Source organism: Nonomuraea rubra (assembly GCF_014207985.1).
In the GTDB taxonomy this organism is placed as follows: domain Bacteria; phylum Actinomycetota; class Actinomycetes; order Streptosporangiales; family Streptosporangiaceae; genus Nonomuraea; species Nonomuraea rubra.
The window spans coordinates 9,992,883-10,009,385 of sequence record NZ_JACHMI010000001.1 but is presented as its reverse complement, the minus strand read 5'-3'; the positions used below and the strand labels follow the sequence as shown (position 1 = coordinate 10,009,385).

Below are 16,503 nucleotides of genomic sequence, written 5' to 3'. Positions count from 1 at the left end.
TACTTCGCGAACTGAGAGGTGGACATGGCAGACCCACGCACCACCGCCGTACGGGTGAAGACGCCGATCGGCCAGATCGGCGGCGGGTTCATGATCTCCCGAGAGGTCAAGGCCATCTGCGACGAGTACGGCCTCGGCCCCCGCGAGGTCTACTTCAGGGGCCGCTGCGGCGTGCTCGGCGAGTGTGACGCCGACGTCGTCACCGCCGTAGCCGTCTTCTTTCCGGCCGCGCACGTCGAGGAGAACTGGAACGGCGGCCGCAAGCTCCCCGCCGACCGGGCCGTCGAGCTCTACGCCGAGGCCTGCCACGCGTGGGGCCGGCGCAAGCTGGGCGGCTACCAGGGCTGCGCCAGGATCGCCGAGCTGCTGGAGCCGGTGGTCGAGCAGGCCTCACCGGTCGGGGCGCCGCTCTTCGCGGGCTGGCGGGCCGTGCCGCTGCCCGGCGACCCGCCCGCCAGGGCCGTGCAGCTCATGCACGTCGTCCGCGAGCTGCGCGGCGGCCTGCACGCCAACGCGGTGCTCGCGGCCGGGCTGCACCCGCTGGACGCGACGCTGGCCGCCGACCACACCGGGACCCCGCTCGGGCAGTCGCAGGGCGCGGCCATCGCCAGGTTCTTCACCTGGCCGGAGCCGTACGCCGAGCCCGGCCCCGACGTGCTCGCGCGGCGCGCGGCCGTGGAGGAGACCACCGACGATCTCATGGCGCCGGTGTTTTCGGTCCTGACGGACAGCGAATCGGACGAGCTGATCGACCTTCTGCGTTTTGGGCACGCTCGTTGACCTGGCAGACTGACTGCCCATGGACGTGGACATCTGGGCCTGGGTCGGCGAAACCCAGCAGCAGCTTTCCGAGGCGGGCAACGTTGGCCTCGCCATGGCGCTGGGAGACCTCCCTGCACAGGCCTATGAGGGCCGGTATCCGCAGCTCGACGTGATGGCCCCGGCCATCGCGCAGCAGGCCGAGAGCCTGGAGCTGCCCTGGCTCGAGTTCTACGCCCGCTACTGGCATCTGATCGGCCGGATCGGCGACCGGGCCCAGGGCGCGGTCGCCATCGACGACGCCCAGCAGCTCCTGGCGTTCGCTCAGCGCGAAGACGTGCGCGAGTGCCCCGCCGTCCCGGCCGCCGTCGAGGCGCTGGCCGTGGTCTGGGCCAACACCGACGGCCCCGGCTACGCCACCGACCGCCTCGAGACCCTCGGCGCCTACCTCGAGAGCACCACCCCGGAGAAGCCCGCCTTCGCCGGGCTGGTCACCCAGTACGTCGCGGCCCTCATCGACGCGGGCAAGCCGGGCGAGGCCGTCACCTACGCCGAGTCCGCCGTCGAGCGGCTGCGCACGGCCGGGCGCGAGGCGAGCTGGGAGCTGGGCGCCGAGAGCGCCCGCGCGCTGCTGGCCGCCGGCCGCGCCGAGGACGCGCTCACCGCGCTGCAGGCCGCGGCCGGGTTCCAGGCCGACGACCCGGTGGCCAAGGAGCACCGCGACGGCGTGCGCCGGGCGCTGATCCTGGCCACGCTCGGCCGGATCGCCGAGGCCGTCGACGCGCTGCCCGACCTCGACGTCGTGGGCGAGCACCCGCGGGTGTGGGTGGAGTGGTCGCGGGCGGTCAACAAGCTGGCCGGCTCGGCGCAGATCACCAACACCTGGCAGCTCGGCCGGGTCCTGCGCCAGTGGATGGACTACTTCGGCATGATGGGCGGCTACCGCTCCCGCGTCGAGCTCGCGCTGGTCGCGGGCGAGCTGGCCATCGGCAGGCAGGGCGTCTGGCAGGCCAGGCTGCTGGCCGATCTGGCCGAGTCCGGCAGCGCCGAGCTGCGCGAGCCCGGCGACCTGAGCGAGCGCATCAGCGCGCTGCGGGCCACCGCCGACGCCACCGCCGAGCCCGAGGCCCCCGGCCCGGTCGAGGAGCGGGTGGGCCTGTTCGACGCCGCCGACGGCTTCAACGCCGACCCGGAGAAGTGGGTCGGCTGGCTGGCCCCGCTGTCCGGCCAGGACATCGAGGCCACCCGCCGGCACACCACCACGCTCGGCTTCCTCGGCTACCCCGCCACCGGCGCCGACATCTACTGGAAGCTGCTGGTCGACAGCGGCGACATCGCCGGCGCCGACTCCGACGACGTGGCCTACCTCACCACGCTGCTCATCGAGGCCCGCCAGGACGAGCGCCTGGAGCAGATGGCCGCCCTGCTGCCGCACGCCGCCCAGCACCTCACGCTGGCCAGGCTGCACAGCGCCCGCGAGCGCTGGCAGGAGACGGTCGACGCGGCCGAGCACGCCATCCACGCGGGGGCCGGCATCGAGGCCCGCCGCCTGCTGTCCGGCGCCGCCCAGCAGCTCGAAGCCAACGGCAGGGCCGCCGAGGTGCTGCTGGAGGTGCTCGACGAGCTGACCGACGAGGACGTCTGGCGCATGATCGTCATGGCCACCTCGGCGGAGGACTGGGAGACCGTACGCAAGGGCGCCGCCAAGATCGGCATGCCGATCAAGTCCAAGGAGGGCCCGATCGAGGAGGAGATGGGCCTCATCCGGGTCATCCTCCCCGCGCCCGACGGCGGCCAGCGCCAGGTCCTGTCGATCCGCACCGGCCCCGCCACCGCCAGGCTCGCCCTGCCGCAGCCGCGCGGCATGGAGTACAACGCGGGCGACCTCGTCGTGTTCGACCCGCAGCTCCTCGAGCCCGTCCCCGACGACCCGCAGGAGCAGCAGAACTTCGTGCCCCCGTTCGCGGCGGTGCGCATCCTGCGGCCCGGCGGCTACACCAGTTACTTCTTCGACGGCGCCGCGCCGAGCGAGGAGGACTGGGCGGAGTTCACCGAGGTCATGGCCGAGCGCGGCTGGCCGATGTGGGTCTACAGCGACGAGAACTACACCGTCACCCACCCGACCAGCAGCGAGCCGCTGCCGGGCGTGTTCGGCTGGGTCGCGGTGCCGCCGGACGTGTCGCCCTCCGAGGTCGACGCGCTCCTCGACGACGCCACCGAGCGCTGGGTGCACCCGCTGGCCTGGCTCGACCTGGCCCGCGAGATCGACGTCGAGGTCGAGCGGCACGAGCGGATCGTCAAGGAGTACGGCCTGTAGGTCCGCCTACCGGCCCGGCGGTGCGGAGCGAGCCCCTGCTGTGCCATCCTCCCCGGTAGGGCTTTCACCGGCGGAAGGAACGCGGTCAGTGGCTGAGGCGCGGAGTACGGATCCAGGCGTGCTGGGGCGGTTCCGGCTCGACGGCAAGGTGGCGATCGTCACCGGGGCGTCCGCCGGGCTGGGGGTGGCGTTCGCGCGCGGCCTGGCCGAGGCGGGCGCCGACGTGGTGATCTGCGCCCGGCGCAAGGAGCGGCTGGAGGAGACGCGGCGGCTGGTCGAGGAGACCGGCCGCCGGTGCCTGGCCGTGCCCGCGGACGTGGCGCAGCCCGGCGACTGCGACGCGGTCGTGGCCGCCGCCGCCGAGGCCATGGGCTCCGTGGACGTGCTGATCAACAACGCCGGCGTCGGTACTGCCGTGCCCGCGCTGCGCGAGTCGCCCGAGGAGTTCCGCCGGGTGGTCGAGGTCAACCTGCACGGGACGTACTGGATGGCGCAGGCGTGCGCCCGCGTGATGCGGCCGGGCTCGTCGATCGTGAACATCGGCAGCATCCTCGGCGAGACCACGGCCGGGCTGCCCCAGGCCGCCTACAGCGCGTCCAAGGCCGGGGTGGTCGGGCTGACGCGCGACCTGGCACAGCAGTGGACCGGGCGGCGCGGCATCCGCGTCAACTGCCTGGAGCCCGGCTTCTTCGCCTCGGAGATGACCGAGCAGTACAAGCCGGGCTACCTGGAGCAGATGATGGAGTCGCGGGTGGTCATGAAGCGGGCCGGGGATCCGGCCGAGCTGGTGGCGGCCGCGGTGTTTCTGGCGAGCGACGCGGCCTCGTACATCACGGGGGTCGCGCTGCCGGTGGACGGCGGCATCCTGATCACCTAGCGAGCGGTCACTCGGGCAGCAGGTCGTGGTGGGCGGCGAGGAAACCGGCGTGGAAGCGGGTCCGCGCGCCGAGCTGCTCGCACAGCACCTGGACGCGGCGCTGCACCGTACGCGGGCTCAGGCCGAGCTGCCGGGCGATGGCGTCGTCCTTCATGCCGGCCGCCAGCAGCGCCAGCACCTCCTCGTCGGGGCCCTGCCGGTCCTGTTCCAGGCCCTCCGGGGTCAGGCGGAGCGGGACGGCGGCACGCCAGAGCGTCTCGAACAGGCCCACCAGGGCGTCCAGCAGCGCCGACGGGTGCACGACCAGGGCGCTCTCCACGGCCCGGTCCTCGTCGGAGACCAGCGGGAGGATGGCGGTGCGGGCGTCGGCGACGGCGAGCTTGACCGGCACCTGGCCGAGCCGGGCCTGCTCGCCGTCGGCGATCGCGCGGCGGGTGTGGGCCAGCATGCCGGGCTGCTCGAAGGCCAGCGGGCTGTAGATGCCGCGGGTGACGGGCGCGCCCTGGCGGGCGGCGCGGCGGCGGTTCTCGCGGTCGTCGCTGATGTCCACCGCGTACGGCGGATGCACCAGCACCAGCATCTCCCGGGTGGCGTTGCGTTCGAGCTGGAGGTACCGCCTGGCCACGGCGTCGCGGCCGGTCACCACCTCCAGCACCTCCTCGGGATGCGGCCCGCCGCGGTCGGCGACCTCGGTGGCCAGGAGGGCGGCGGCGGCGCGGCTGTGGGTGAGCTCCTCCTGGCGGCGGGCGACGAGGATGTCGATGGCGATGTTCGGGGGCGTGGCGACGAGGCGGAGCGGGCGGCCGGCCACGCGGGAGATCAGGCCGAGGTCCTCCAGCCTGGGCAGCATGCGGCGGATGGCGGCGGCCGACGAGCCGGTCTCGGTGGCCAGCTCGCTCAGCGTCGCCGGGCCGTGCCGGAGCAGGGCACGGTAGGCGGTCTCCTCGGCGACGGTGACGCCGAGACCTTCGAGTAATCGCCGCTGCTGCGCCATGTCGCCCTTTCTCACGCGTGCCCAGCGTACTGGTACGTTGTCGCGAATGATCTCCCCTTATGTGCGTTCGTACCAGTCCCGGGATCTGGACAGTGTCTACGACATCTGCGTGCGCACCGCCGACGCCGGAGGCGACGCCCGCGGCATGTACGCCTCCGACCGGCTCATGGGCGACCTGTTCGCCGCCCCGTACGTGATCCTCGAGCCCGAGCACGCGCACGTGGTGGACGACGGCGAGGGCAACGCCGTCGGCTACATCGTGGGCACGGCCGACACCGAGCGGTTCGTGCGCCGTTACCGGGAGGAGTGGATCCCGCGCGCGGCGCTGCCCGTGCCCGCCGACCCGCCCGTGACGCGGGACGACGAGATGCTGGCCCTGCATCACCGGCCCGAGCGGATGATCCTGCCCGAGCTGGCGGGGCATCCGGCGCACCTGCACATCGACCTGCTGCCGGACTGGCAGGGCAAGGGGTGGGGGCGCAGGCTCATGGGCGCGTTCGTCGACGGGCTGCGCGGGGCGGGGGTCGAGGGCCTGCATCTGAGCATGCTGACCAGCAACGTGGCGGCGCGGGCCTTCTACGACCGCCTGGGGTTCGAGGAACTGGCCGTGCCGGGCGCGGGTGTGGTCACGTATCTCGTACGGGACACTTCGCCGGTGCGGTAGCTCTTGTTCCGGCGGGTCCTGGACTTTATGGTCGTTGCGTAGTCCGGTGCGTGTTGCGTAATAAGGAACAACCGGAGGCACCATGAGCCGACCTCGTTTGGTGATCGTGGGAGCGGGGATCGTGGGCTGTGCCCTCGCCGACGAGCTCACCGAGCGGGGGTGGACGGACGTCACGGTCGTGGACCAGGGCCCGCTCTTCGCCGCCGGAGGGTCCAGCTCCCACGCCCCCGGCCTCGTCTTCCAGACGAACCCGTCCAAAACCATGACCGAGTTCGCCGCCTACACCGTGGCCAAGTACGCGGCGCTGGGCGGCGGCTGCTTCAGCCAGGTGGGCGGGCTGGAGGTGGCCACCACCCCGGAACGCTGGGCCGACCTGCACCGCAAGCTCGGCTGGGCCGAGTCGTGGGGCGTCGAGGCGCGGCTGCTCGACGCCGGCGAGTGCGCCGAGCTGTGGCCGATGCTCGCCACGGACCGGGTGCTCGGCGGGTTCCACGTGCCGGGCGACGGGCTGGCGGCGGCGGTGGCCTGCGGCGAGGCGCAGGCGGCCAGGGCCGTCGAGCGCGGGGCCCGCTTCCTGGGCGGGCACACCGTGGTCGGGATCGAGCAGCGGGGCGGGCGCGTCACGGGGGTGTCCGTCGTGACGTCGGGGGAGTACCGGACGATCCCCGCGGACGTGGTGGTGTGCGCCGCCGGGTTCTGGGGGCCGTCGATCGGGAAGCTGGCCGGGCTGGCCGTGCCGCTGCTGCCCCTGGCCCACCAGTACGCCAAGTCGGGGCCGCTGGGCCGGCTGGAGCCCGGACCGATCCTCCGCCACCAGGACCGCGACCTGTACTTCCGGCAGCACGGCGACCGCATCGGCATCGGCTCCTACGCCCACCGCCCCATGCCGGTCGCCCAGGACGAGATCGGCCCGCGGTCCACCACGATGCCGTCGGTGCAGGCGTTCACCGAGGAGGACTTCGACCCCGCCTGGCGCGACGCGGTGGAGCTGATGCCGGCGCTGGCCGAGTCCAAGTACGAGGACGGCATCAACGGCATCTTCTCCTTCACCCCCGACGGCTTCCCGCTGATCGGCGAGGCCCCGCATCTCGACGGGTTCTGGCTGGCCGAGGCCGTGTGGGTGACGCACTCGGCCGGAGTGGCGCGGGCGCTGGCCGAGGTGCTGGTGAACGGCCGCTCGGCCGTCGACCTGCACGAGTGCGAGCTGAACCGGTTCGAGCGGACGCAGCTCTCGCCCGCCTTCGTCGAGGAGCGGGGCAAGCAGAACTTCGTCGAGGTCTACGACATCATCCACCCGCTGCAGCCGATGGAGTCGCCGCGGCCGCTGCGGACCAGCCCGTTCTACCTGCGGCAACGCGAGCTGGGGGCGTACTTCCTGGAGGCGGCGGGGTGGGAGCGGCCGCACTGGTTCGAGGCGAACACGCCGCTGCTGGAGGAACTGGTACGGCGGCGCAGGGACGCCTTCGCCGACGTCCCGGAGGAGGCACGCGGCGCGGCCACGGAGCCGCTGCTCGGGCTGGCGCAGCGGGACGAGTGGGCGAGCCGCTACTGGTCGCCGATCGCGGCCGCCGAGTCGTACGCGGCCAGGGAGCGGGTGGCGCTGTTCGACATGACGCCGCTGAAGCGGATCGAGGTCGGCGGGCCGGGGTCGGCGGCGTTCCTGCAGCGGATGACCACGAACAACGTGGACAAGAAGCCCGGCTCGGTCACCTACACGCTGCTGCTGGACGCCGGCGGCGGCATCCGGTCGGACCTCACGGTGGCGCGGCTGGACGAGGAGACGTTCCAGATCGGCGCGAACGGCAACCTCGACCTCGACTGGCTGACCAGGCACGCCCCCGGCGGGGTGCGGGTGCGCGACCTGACGCCAGGGACGTGCTGCGTCGGCGTGTGGGGGCCGCAGGCGAGGGAGCTGGTGCAGGGACTGACGGACCTGGACCTGTCGCACGAGAACTTCCGCTACTTCGGCTGCAAGTCCGGATATGTCGGGCAGGTGCCGGTGCTGGCGATGCGGGTCTCGTACGTCGGCGAGCTGGGCTGGGAGCTCTACACCACCGCCGACCAGGGGCTCAAGCTCTGGGACACGCTGTGGGCGCCGGGGCTGGCCATCGCCGGGGGCCGGGCCGCGTTCAACAGCCTGCGGCTGGAGAAGGGCTACCGGCTGTGGGGCGTGGACATGACGACCGAGCACAACCCGTACGAGGCGGGGCTGGGCTTCGCGGTCAGGGACGACAAGGACTTCATCGGCCGCGACGCGCTGACCAAGGACGTCAGTCGCAGGCTGGTGCCGCTGCTCTGCACCCAGGTCGTCATGGGCAGGGAGCCGGTCAGGCACGGCGGCCGCACGGTCGGGTACGTCACCAGCGCCGCCTACGGCCACACCATCCAGCGCCCCATCGCGTACGCCTGGCTGCCGGCCGAGCTGGCGGAGCCCGGGACGCATGTTGACATTTCCTACTTCGGCCGCCGCGTGCCCGCGGTGGTCGCCGCCGAGCCGCTGTACGACCCCGGGATGGAGAAGATCAGGCGTTGACCCACCCCGACTTCCTCTGGCGCAACCCCGACCCCAGGCCCGCCTACGACGTCGTCATCGTGGGCGGCGGCGGGCACGGCCTGGCCACCGCCTACTACCTGGCGAAGAACCACGGCATCACGAACGTGGCCGTCCTCGAACGCGGCTGGCTGGCCGGCGGCAACATGGCCCGCAACACCACGATCATCCGCTCCAACTACCTGTGGGACGAGAGCGCCGCGATCTACGAGCACTCGCTCAAGCTCTGGGAGGGGCTGAGCGCCGAGCTGGACTACGACCTGCAGTTCAGCCAGCGCGGGGTGCTCAACCTGGCGCACAACCTGGGCGACGTGCGCGAGGGCAGGCGCCGGGTGAACGCCAACCGGCTCAACGGCGTGGACGCCGAATGGCTCGAACCGGACGAGGTCAAGAAGTTCTGCCCGATCATCAACGTCTCGGGCAGGGCCCGCTATCCCGTCATGGGGGCCACGCTGCAGCGGCGCGGCGGCATCGCCAAGCACGACCACGTGGCCTGGGCGCTGGCGCGCAAGGCGGACGCGTACGGGGTGGACCTGATCCAGGGGTGCGAGGTCACCGGGTTCGAGATCGCCGGCAACCGGGTCGTCGCCGTACGGACCTCGCGAGGCAGGATCGCCGCCGGGAAGGTCGCGCTCGCCGCGGCCGGGCACACCTCGGTGCTCGCCGCGCAGGCCGGGATCCGGCTGCCGCTGCAGTCGCACCCGCTCCAGGCGCTGGTGTCGGAGCTGCTGGAGCCGGTGCTCGACTGCGTCGTCATGTCGAACGCCGTCCACGTGTACGTCAGCCAGGCGCACAAGGGGGAGCTGGTCATGGGGGCGGGCATCGACGCGTACAACTCCTACGGCCAGCGGGGCGACGTCCAGGTGATCGAGGCGCAGATGGCGGCGGCGCTGGAGCTGTTCCCGGTCTTCAGCCGGGTGCGGGTGCTGCGGACGTGGGCCGGCATCGTGGACGTCTCGCCCGACGCCTCGCCCGTCATCGGCCGCACGCCCGTGGACGGCCTCTACGTCAACGCCGGCTGGGGCACCGGCGGCTTCAAGGCCACGCCGGGCTCCGGCTGGGTGTACGCCCACACGATCGCCCACGAGCGCCCGCATCCGCTGGCGGAGCCGTTCGCGCTGGAGAGGTTCACCACGGGCGCGCTCATCGACGAGCACGGCGCGGCGGCGGTGGCGCACTGATGATCCTCCTCGACTGCCCGCACTGCGGCCCCCGCGACGCGAACGAGTTCCACTACGGCGGCCAGGCCGGGATCTCGTACCCCACCGGCGAGACCTCCGACGAGGAGTGGGCCGCCTACGTCTTCATGCGCGACAACCCCAAGGGCTGGTTCCACGAGCGCTGGTTCCACGTGCACGGCTGCCGGACCTGGTTCACCGTCGAGCGGCACACGGTCACCCACGAGATGAGGGACTCTCGATGAGGTTCACGTTCGACGGGCGCGCTCTGCGGGGCGAGCCGGGTGACACGCTGGCCGCCGCGCTGCTGCGCAACGGGGTCAGGGTGGTGGGCCGCAGCGTCGCGCTCGGCCGGCCGCGCGGCGTCTTCACCGCCGGCCCCGAGGAGCCGAACGCGCTGGTCAGGGTGGGCGCGGACCCGATGCTGGCGGCCACCGTGGTCGAGCTGTACGACGGGCTGGAGGCGTGGAGCCTGAGCGGCAAGGGCCGGGTGGACCTCGACGCCGTGGACGATCGCCGCTGCGACAAGGGGTACCTGCACTGCGACGTGCTCGTGGTCGGCGGCGGGCCCGCCGGGCTGGCCGCCGCGACGGCGGCGGGGAGGGCGGGCGCGCGGGTGATCCTCGTGGACGAGCAGGCCCGGCTGGGCGGCGACCTGCTCAGCTCCCGCCTGCTCCTCGACGGCGCGCCCGCGATGGACTGGGTGGCCGGGCTCGACCTGCCGGGACGCGTGCTCACCCGGACGACCGCCGTCGGCTACTACGACCACAACTACGTGGTGGCCGTGGAGCGACGGGCGCGGGGCGAGCGGCTGTGGCACATCAGGGCGCGCGAGGTGGTGCTGGCGACGGGGGCGCACGAGCGCTCGATCGCCTTCCCCGGCAACGACCGTCCCGGCGTGATGCTCGCCTCCGCCGCCCGCGCCTACGCCAACCGGTACGGGGTCGCGCCGTGGCGGCGGGCCGTGGTGTTCGCGTGCGCGGACTCCGGGTACGAGGCGGCCCGCGACCTGGCCGCGGCCGGGGTGGAGATCGCCGCCGTCGTGGACCCCCGCGTGGCGGGCGACGTCGTGACCGGAACGACGGGCGACGCGGACGGCGTGCTGAACGGCGTCCAGGTGGGCCCGCGGCACGTCGAGGCCGACCTGCTGGCCGTCGCGGGCGGCTGGAACCCGGCCGTGCACCTGTTCAGCCAGTCGCAGGGACGGGTCCGCTTCGACGAGCACCTCCAGGCGTTCGTCCCCGGCACCTCCGCCCAGGCGGAGCGCTCGGCCGGCGCGTGCAGGGGCCTGTACGGCACCCGCGAGGCCATCGCCGACGGCTACGCGGCGGGGGCGGAGGCCGCCGGGCACGACGCGCACGGTCTGCGGGTGCCCGAGTGCGACGAGCGGCCCGCGCGCCCGCCGGCCGCCCTGTGGGTGGTCGAGGGCGACCTCGCGTTCGCGGACCTGCACCGGGACGTGACCGTGGCCGACCTGGCCAGGGCCACGGGAACCGGGATGCGCTCGGTCGAGCACGTCAAGCGCTACACCACCGCGGGCACCGGCGCCGACCAGGGCAAGACCTCGGGCGCGGTGGTCGTCGGCCTCATGTCCGCCCTCCTCGGCGCCGCACCCGGCCAGGTGGGCACGACCACGTTCCGGCCTCCGTACGTGCCGGTGTCGTTCGCCACCCTCGCCGGACGGGACCGCGGCGAGCTGTCCGACCCCGTCAGGACCACCGCCATGCACGACGCCCACGTGGCGAGGGGCGCGGTGTTCGAGGACGTCGGCCAGTGGAAACGTCCCTGGTACTTCCCCCAGGCGGGCGAGTCGATGGAGGACGCGGTGCTGCGCGAGTGCCGCGCGGCCCGCACCGGCGTGGCCGCCATGGACGCCTCCACCCTCGGCAAGATCGACATCCGGGGCGCCGACGCGGCCGCGTTCCTCGACCGGATCTACACGAACCTGTACTCCACGCTCGCCGTCGGCGCCTGCCGGTACGGCCTGATGTGCGGCGCCGACGGGATGGTGCTCGACGACGGCACCACGGCCAGGCTCGCCGAGGACCACTTCCTCATGACCACCACCACGGGCAACGCCGCCATGGTGCTCGACTGGCTGGAGGAGTGGCACCAGACGGAGTGGCCCGGCCTGGACGTGTCGTTCACGTCGGTCACCGACCACTGGGCGACCGTGGTGGTGGCCGGGCCTCGCGCCAGGCAGGTGATCGCGGCCGTCGCGCCGGGGGCGCTCGACCTGGCGTTCATGCGGTACGCGGCCACTGACGTGCTGGGCGTGCCTGGCAGGGTGTTCAGGATCAGCTTCTCGGGGGAGCTGGCGTACGAGGTGAACGTGCCGTGGGCCTACGGGCGGGCGCTGTGGGAGGCGGTGCTGGAACTCGGGGCGGTGCCGTACGGGACCGAGACCATGCACGTGCTGCGGGCCGAGAAGGGGTTCGCGATCGTCGGGCAGGAGACCGACGGGACCGTCACGCCGCAGGACCTGGGCATGTCGTGGATCGTCTCCCGGCGCAAGCCCGACTACGTGGGCAAGCGCTCGCACGCCAGGCCCGACACCGCCAGGAGCGACCGCAAGCGCCTGGTCGGCCTGCTGCCCGACGACCCGGCGGCCCTGGTGGAGGAGGGTGCCCAGCTCGTCGCCACCGCCGGAGGCACTCCGATGCTCGGTCACGTGACGTCCAGCTACCGCAGTGCCGCGCTCGGCCGCACGTTCTGCCTGGCCCTGGCCAGGGAGGTGGCGCCCGGCGCCCGGCTCACCGCCGTGTCGGGGGAGGCGGCGCACCCGGTGACCGTCGTGGAGCCGGTCTTCTACGACCCGGGCAACGCCCGCCGTGACGGCGAGCCGCTGGCCGGGGCGCGGGTTCCGTGGGACCGGGAGGTGCGCGCCGAGAGCCCGGCCGCCGCGTTCGCGGCGCGGTTCGAGGCGGCGGGCGGTGCCGGGGTGCGGCTGCGCGAGGTGCCGTTCGAGCCCATGTGGGAGGTGCGGGGCGCGGATCCGGGCGTGGGGTTGCGGCTGGGGCCGTCCTGGTGGCTGGTGTCCGGAAATGTCGGGACGGTGCCGCCGGGCTGGGTGGACGTGTCGGGCCAGCGGACGATCCTGGAGCTGTCGGGGCCGGCGGCCGAGGACGTCCTGATCACCGGCTGCCCAATCGACCTGCACCCGGACGTCTTCCCCGGTCACGCCCAGACCCTGCTCGGCAAGACGGCGGTCATCCTGGAGCGGCGCGCCCCCGGCCTCTACCGCATCTACGTGCGCTCATCCTTCACCCGATACCTGGCCGAGTGGCTGCTTGACGCGATATAGGCCGATATTTGGGCATTACCTAGACTTTACGAAAAAACGGAAGTCTGGGGGCGGGCGTGCGGGTGCGGGCGTTCATGGCCGGTCTGGCCACGGTGGCGATGCTGACCGGTTGCGGCGGGCTCGATGTGGCACAGTCGTCGCGCGGCGACGGCGAGGCCGCCAAGCCGGATTCGGCGTCGATCTCCGACGCCAAGGAGAAGCTGGCGAAGCTCGCCGTCAAGGGCCGTGCCCCGAAGACCGGCTTCGACCGCGACAAGTTCGGCCCCGCCTGGTCGGACGTGGACCGCAACGGCTGCGACACCCGCAACGACATCCTCAAGCGCGACCTGGAGGACGAGACGTTCAGGCCCGGCACCCACGACTGCATCGTGCTGACCGGCACCCTGCACGACCCGTACAGCGGCAAGACCATCAGGTTCAAGCGCGGCCAGGACACCAGCACCGACGTGCAGATCGACCACCTCATCCCGCTCTCGGACGCCTGGCAGAAGGGCGCGCAGCAGTGGTCGGCCACCAAGCGGAAGGAGTTCGCCAACGACCCGATGAACCTCATGGCGGTGGACGGCCCGCTGAACGGCCAGAAGAGCGACTCCGACGCCGCCACCTGGCTGCCGCCCCGCAAGTCCTACCGCTGCACCTACATCGCCCGCCAGATCGACGTGAAGGCGAAGTACGGGGTGTGGGTGACGTCGGCGGAGAAGCAGGCAATGGAAGGCATCCTGGAGAACTGCTGACTATCACGTGATGTGCCCGTAAGATCACGGGTCATGCGAGTGACCAGGCGTAGTCAAGCGATCGCAGCGTTAGTCCTCCTCACCGCCGTCGCCTCGCCGCCACCGGCGCAAGCCCGAGCCGCCGACGTCGTGGTGCTCAGCTGGAACATCCACGGCGAGGACGCCGACATCGAGGCCATGGCCCAGGTCATCCGCGACAGCGGCGCCAACGTCGTCACGTTGCAGGAGATCCACCGCAGGCCGGACGCCGATCAGGTGCGCCTGCTCGCCGACGAGCTCGGCTGGGACATCACGGACAACGCCCACTTCGGAGCGGGTGATGACGTGGGGCCCTGCGACGATCCGCAGCCAGGCAAGGCGGGCAACGCGATCCTGTCCTCGTACAAGATCGTCGAGCGGGTGACGATCAAACTCACCGACTTCGCCACCTGCCCCGTCAACCGCTCCATGGCCGGGGTCAGGCTCGACCTCGGCGGCGGCGCCCAGGTCCGGGTGTTCACCACGCACCTGTCGCCCGGACTGTCGGCGACCTCGGTCAGCCGCCGCGAGGCCCAGGCCGCCAAGGTGCTCGACTACTTCGGCACCCGGACGGGGCTGATCCTCACCGGCGACTTCAACGCGCTGCCGACGGACGCGCTGTCGAGGCGGTTCGTCAGCGCGGGCTGGGCCGACACCGGTGCCCGGTACGCGAACAAGCCCACCCACGGTGACGCCCGCATCGACTACGTCTACACGCGCGGCATCACGACGACCAGCGGGTCCGTGCTCCCCACCACGCTGTCCGACCACCGGCCACTCGTCATGAGGATGGTGCGCTGAGCGTCCGGAGGGGCGCGCGTACGCCCATCTGGATTCCATCCACCTGCCATGGAGATCGGAACGGGCCTCGGCCAGGCTCGGACCAGGCGGATACCTCGGTCGTGATGGGGAGGAAATGTTCGGCGCAGGCGAGGCGAGCGGGCCGGGTGACGCGACGGGGCGGGCCTTGCAGGAGGTGGCCGGGGCCGAGCTCTACCGGCGCAACGCGTTCCGGATCACGGGGCTGTCGACGTACGCGGACCGGCGCGCCATCCGCGAGCGCAGGCAGAAGGTCAACACGGCGCTCCAGGTGGGAGCCGACGTCGATCTCGGTCACGACCTGCCCGTGGAGGCCGACGAGGTGCGCGCGGCCTTCGACCGCCTGCTCGACGACCCCCGCAGGCGGCTGGTCGACGAGCTGTTCTGGCTCTGGGACACCCCCGACGCCACGTGCCCCTGCGTACGGAGCCTGCACAAGGACCACGACGCGGCCGTACGCGCCCACAGCGCCGCGCTCGACCTGGAGGTCGGTGGGCCGTCCTCCGGCCGTCTGGAGCTGGAGAAGCTCTGGACCGAGGCGGCCGCGCAGTGGAAGGCGATCCTGCGCCGGGCCGCGTTCTGGGAGCACGTCAGGCACCGGCTGGCGGCGCTGGACGACCGGCAGCTCGACGAGTCAGCCGTGGACGTGCTCCGCAGGGAGCTGCCTTCTGCGCTGGTCAGGCCGCTGATCGAGCTGGCGGGCCGGCCCGGCGACCAGCAGGGCCGCCGGGCCGACCTGGCCCGCCGCTGGCCGGCCCCCGAGCTGGTCGTCGACGACCGGCTCGAGGAGCTCGCCGCGCCGATGTACGAGACGCTGCGCACGACGCTGAACGCCGCGGGCGGGTTGCTCGACGACGGCGAGCCGGAACGCGCGGCCGGGCGGGTGTACGGCAAGGTGCTGCCCGGCCTGAACCGGCTGAACGCGCTGGTGCCCCACGCCCGGCACCGCCGCACCCGCGCCCTGCGCGAGGACGTCGCCATCCTCCTCAACAACTGCGCCATGGCGCTGCTCGACAGCGAGGGCCCCGCGGCGGGCCAGCGAGGCCGCAGGTGGCTCGACACCGCCCGCGACCTGACCACCGACCCGGGCACGGTGGAGACCATCGAGCAGAACCGCAACGTGCTGAGCCAGGTCACCGAGACCTTCCAGACGATCAAGGATGAGGCGACCGCCCTGGTGAGGACGGGTAGGCCCGAGGTGGCCCGCGCCTACCTGGACTACATCGAGGAGCAGCTCGGCGACGTGCCGGGCATCGAGCGGGTCGCCCGGCTGCGCCTCGACCTGGGCCTCACCCGCGTCTCGCCCGGACCGGGCCCCCGGTACACCTCGAGCGTCCCGTACGTGCCGGCGCCGCGTCGCGGGCGCGGGCTCAGGGTGGCCTTCTGGGTGGCCGTCCTCGCCGGGGCCGGTCTCCTGCTGGGCCAGTGCTCCGGCACGTTCTCCGGCTGGTCTTCATCGGCGGCGAGCGAGAGCGGGCGGAGCACGGTGTTCGCGGACGCGGTGGCGGACAATGTCCCCGCAGGCTCCTGCGTGTCGAGCCAGGCGGGCTGGGAGTCGGGCGAGACCGGGATCCCGACCGTGCCCTGCGACGAGCCGCACTGGGGCGAGGTGCTGGGCTACGTGCCGCTGGGCGAGGCGGTCTCGCCGTACCCGGGCGGCGACCAGGTCCGCGCCACGGCCGAGCTGGAGTGCAGGAGGCTGCAACTGCGCCAGGAACGGCTCCCGCCGAACCAGTACAAGATCGGCTACCTGCTGCCCGGCGAGAAGCGCTGGAACAAGGGCGGGGGCCGGTACGAGAACTACGCGCCCTGCGTGGTGAGCCGCATCGGCGACGAGCCCTACGCGGACAGCCACGTGGAGGATCCGCCTCCCCTACCGCACGGGGTGGTGGTGTGGATGGATCTGTTCGGGGAGCGCATCGCGGACAACCCGCCGGTGGGCAGTTGCGTGCGGTCCAGGCGGACGTGGGGGGCTTCGCCGCAGAGCGTGGACATCGTGCGCTGCGAGGAGCCCCACTGGGCGGAAAACGGGGCCTACGTGAAGCTGTACGACCCGGAGGACCGGTGGCCGGGCGACGCGAGGGTGTTCTTCAAGGCCGAGGACGAGTGCGCCGAGGCGACGTCCGGCATCGCGCCCGTCGCCCTCTACCGGATCGACACCATCTGGCCCCGCAAGGACCGGTGGGAGAAGAAGAACGGGCAGATCTACGCCGTGTGCCTGGTCAGCCGTGCCGACGGCCAGGAGCTCACGGGCCGGCTGAGTTGAGCGGGAGGAACGGGAAGTGGTA

General features: G+C 72.7%; 12 protein-coding genes. 11 read left to right on the top strand and 1 reads right to left on the bottom strand.

What is annotated here, in order from left to right; genetic code table 11:
* The first annotated feature begins 24 nt into the window (after nucleotides 1–24).
* The 3 genes from HD593_RS45555 to HD593_RS45545 all read left to right on the top strand — a co-directional run bounded on the left by HD593_RS45555 (nucleotide 25) and on the right by HD593_RS45545 (nucleotide 3,953).
* Nucleotides 25–780 carry an SCO6745 family protein gene (locus HD593_RS45555; protein WP_246547065.1) on the top strand — a complete coding sequence of 252 codons (756 nt, stop codon included), beginning with the start codon at nucleotides 25–27 and terminating at the stop codon, nucleotides 778–780.
* A 19-nt stretch (nucleotides 781–799) separates the two neighbouring features.
* On the top strand, nucleotides 800–3,076 hold the full coding sequence (locus HD593_RS45550) for a tetratricopeptide repeat protein (protein ID WP_185109135.1): 2,277 nt from the start codon (nucleotides 800–802) through the stop codon (nucleotides 3,074–3,076).
* Nucleotides 3,077–3,194: 118 nt separating this feature from the next.
* A complete protein-coding gene (locus HD593_RS45545; protein ID WP_185109134.1) occupies nucleotides 3,195–3,953 on the top strand; it encodes an SDR family NAD(P)-dependent oxidoreductase in 759 nt (252 codons plus the stop codon).
* A gap of 7 nt (nucleotides 3,954–3,960) precedes the next feature.
* Here the strand turns inward: HD593_RS45545 and HD593_RS45540 are convergent, their stop codons facing one another.
* Nucleotides 3,961–4,962, bottom strand: a complete 1,002-nt coding sequence (locus HD593_RS45540; protein ID WP_312904196.1) for a helix-turn-helix domain-containing protein — start codon at nucleotides 4,960–4,962, stop codon at nucleotides 3,961–3,963.
* A gap of 31 nt (nucleotides 4,963–4,993) precedes the next feature.
* On the opposite strand from HD593_RS45540, the gene HD593_RS45535 reads away from it, so the two are divergent.
* The 8 genes from HD593_RS45535 (at nucleotide 4,994) to HD593_RS45500 (ending at nucleotide 16,481) form a co-directional block, all read left to right on the top strand.
* Nucleotides 4,994–5,611, top strand: a complete 618-nt coding sequence (locus tag HD593_RS45535; RefSeq protein ID WP_185109133.1) for a GNAT family N-acetyltransferase — start codon at nucleotides 4,994–4,996, stop codon at nucleotides 5,609–5,611.
* 82 nt (nucleotides 5,612–5,693) lie between these two features.
* Nucleotides 5,694–8,144, top strand: a complete 2,451-nt coding sequence (locus HD593_RS45530; RefSeq protein ID WP_185109132.1) for a GcvT family protein — start codon at nucleotides 5,694–5,696, stop codon at nucleotides 8,142–8,144.
* Nucleotides 8,141–9,343, top strand: coding sequence for a sarcosine oxidase subunit beta family protein (locus HD593_RS45525; RefSeq protein ID WP_185109131.1), 1,203 nt, complete (start codon nucleotides 8,141–8,143; stop codon nucleotides 9,341–9,343). The genes HD593_RS45530 and HD593_RS45525 overlap by 4 nt, the downstream gene beginning before the upstream one ends.
* Entirely contained in the window at nucleotides 9,343–9,585 is a 243-nt protein-coding gene (locus HD593_RS45520) for a sarcosine oxidase subunit delta (RefSeq protein ID WP_185109130.1), read from the top strand. The genes HD593_RS45525 and HD593_RS45520 overlap by 1 nt, the downstream gene beginning before the upstream one ends.
* Nucleotides 9,582–12,644, top strand: coding sequence for a 2Fe-2S iron-sulfur cluster-binding protein (locus tag HD593_RS45515; RefSeq protein WP_185109129.1), 3,063 nt, complete (start codon nucleotides 9,582–9,584; stop codon nucleotides 12,642–12,644). The genes HD593_RS45520 and HD593_RS45515 overlap by 4 nt, the downstream gene beginning before the upstream one ends.
* 56 nt (nucleotides 12,645–12,700) lie before the next feature.
* On the top strand, nucleotides 12,701–13,378 hold the full coding sequence (locus HD593_RS45510; protein WP_312904195.1) for an HNH endonuclease family protein: 678 nt from the start codon (nucleotides 12,701–12,703) through the stop codon (nucleotides 13,376–13,378).
* Nucleotides 13,379–13,411: 33 nt separating this feature from the next.
* The gene (locus HD593_RS45505; RefSeq protein WP_185109128.1) at nucleotides 13,412–14,197 is read left to right on the top strand and encodes an endonuclease/exonuclease/phosphatase family protein; all 786 of its coding nucleotides are present in this window, start codon (nucleotides 13,412–13,414) and stop codon (nucleotides 14,195–14,197) included.
* A gap of 115 nt (nucleotides 14,198–14,312) precedes the next feature.
* The gene (locus HD593_RS45500; RefSeq protein WP_185109127.1) at nucleotides 14,313–16,481 is read left to right on the top strand and encodes a septum formation family protein; all 2,169 of its coding nucleotides are present in this window, start codon (nucleotides 14,313–14,315) and stop codon (nucleotides 16,479–16,481) included.
* Nucleotides 16,482–16,503 lie beyond the last annotated feature (22 nt).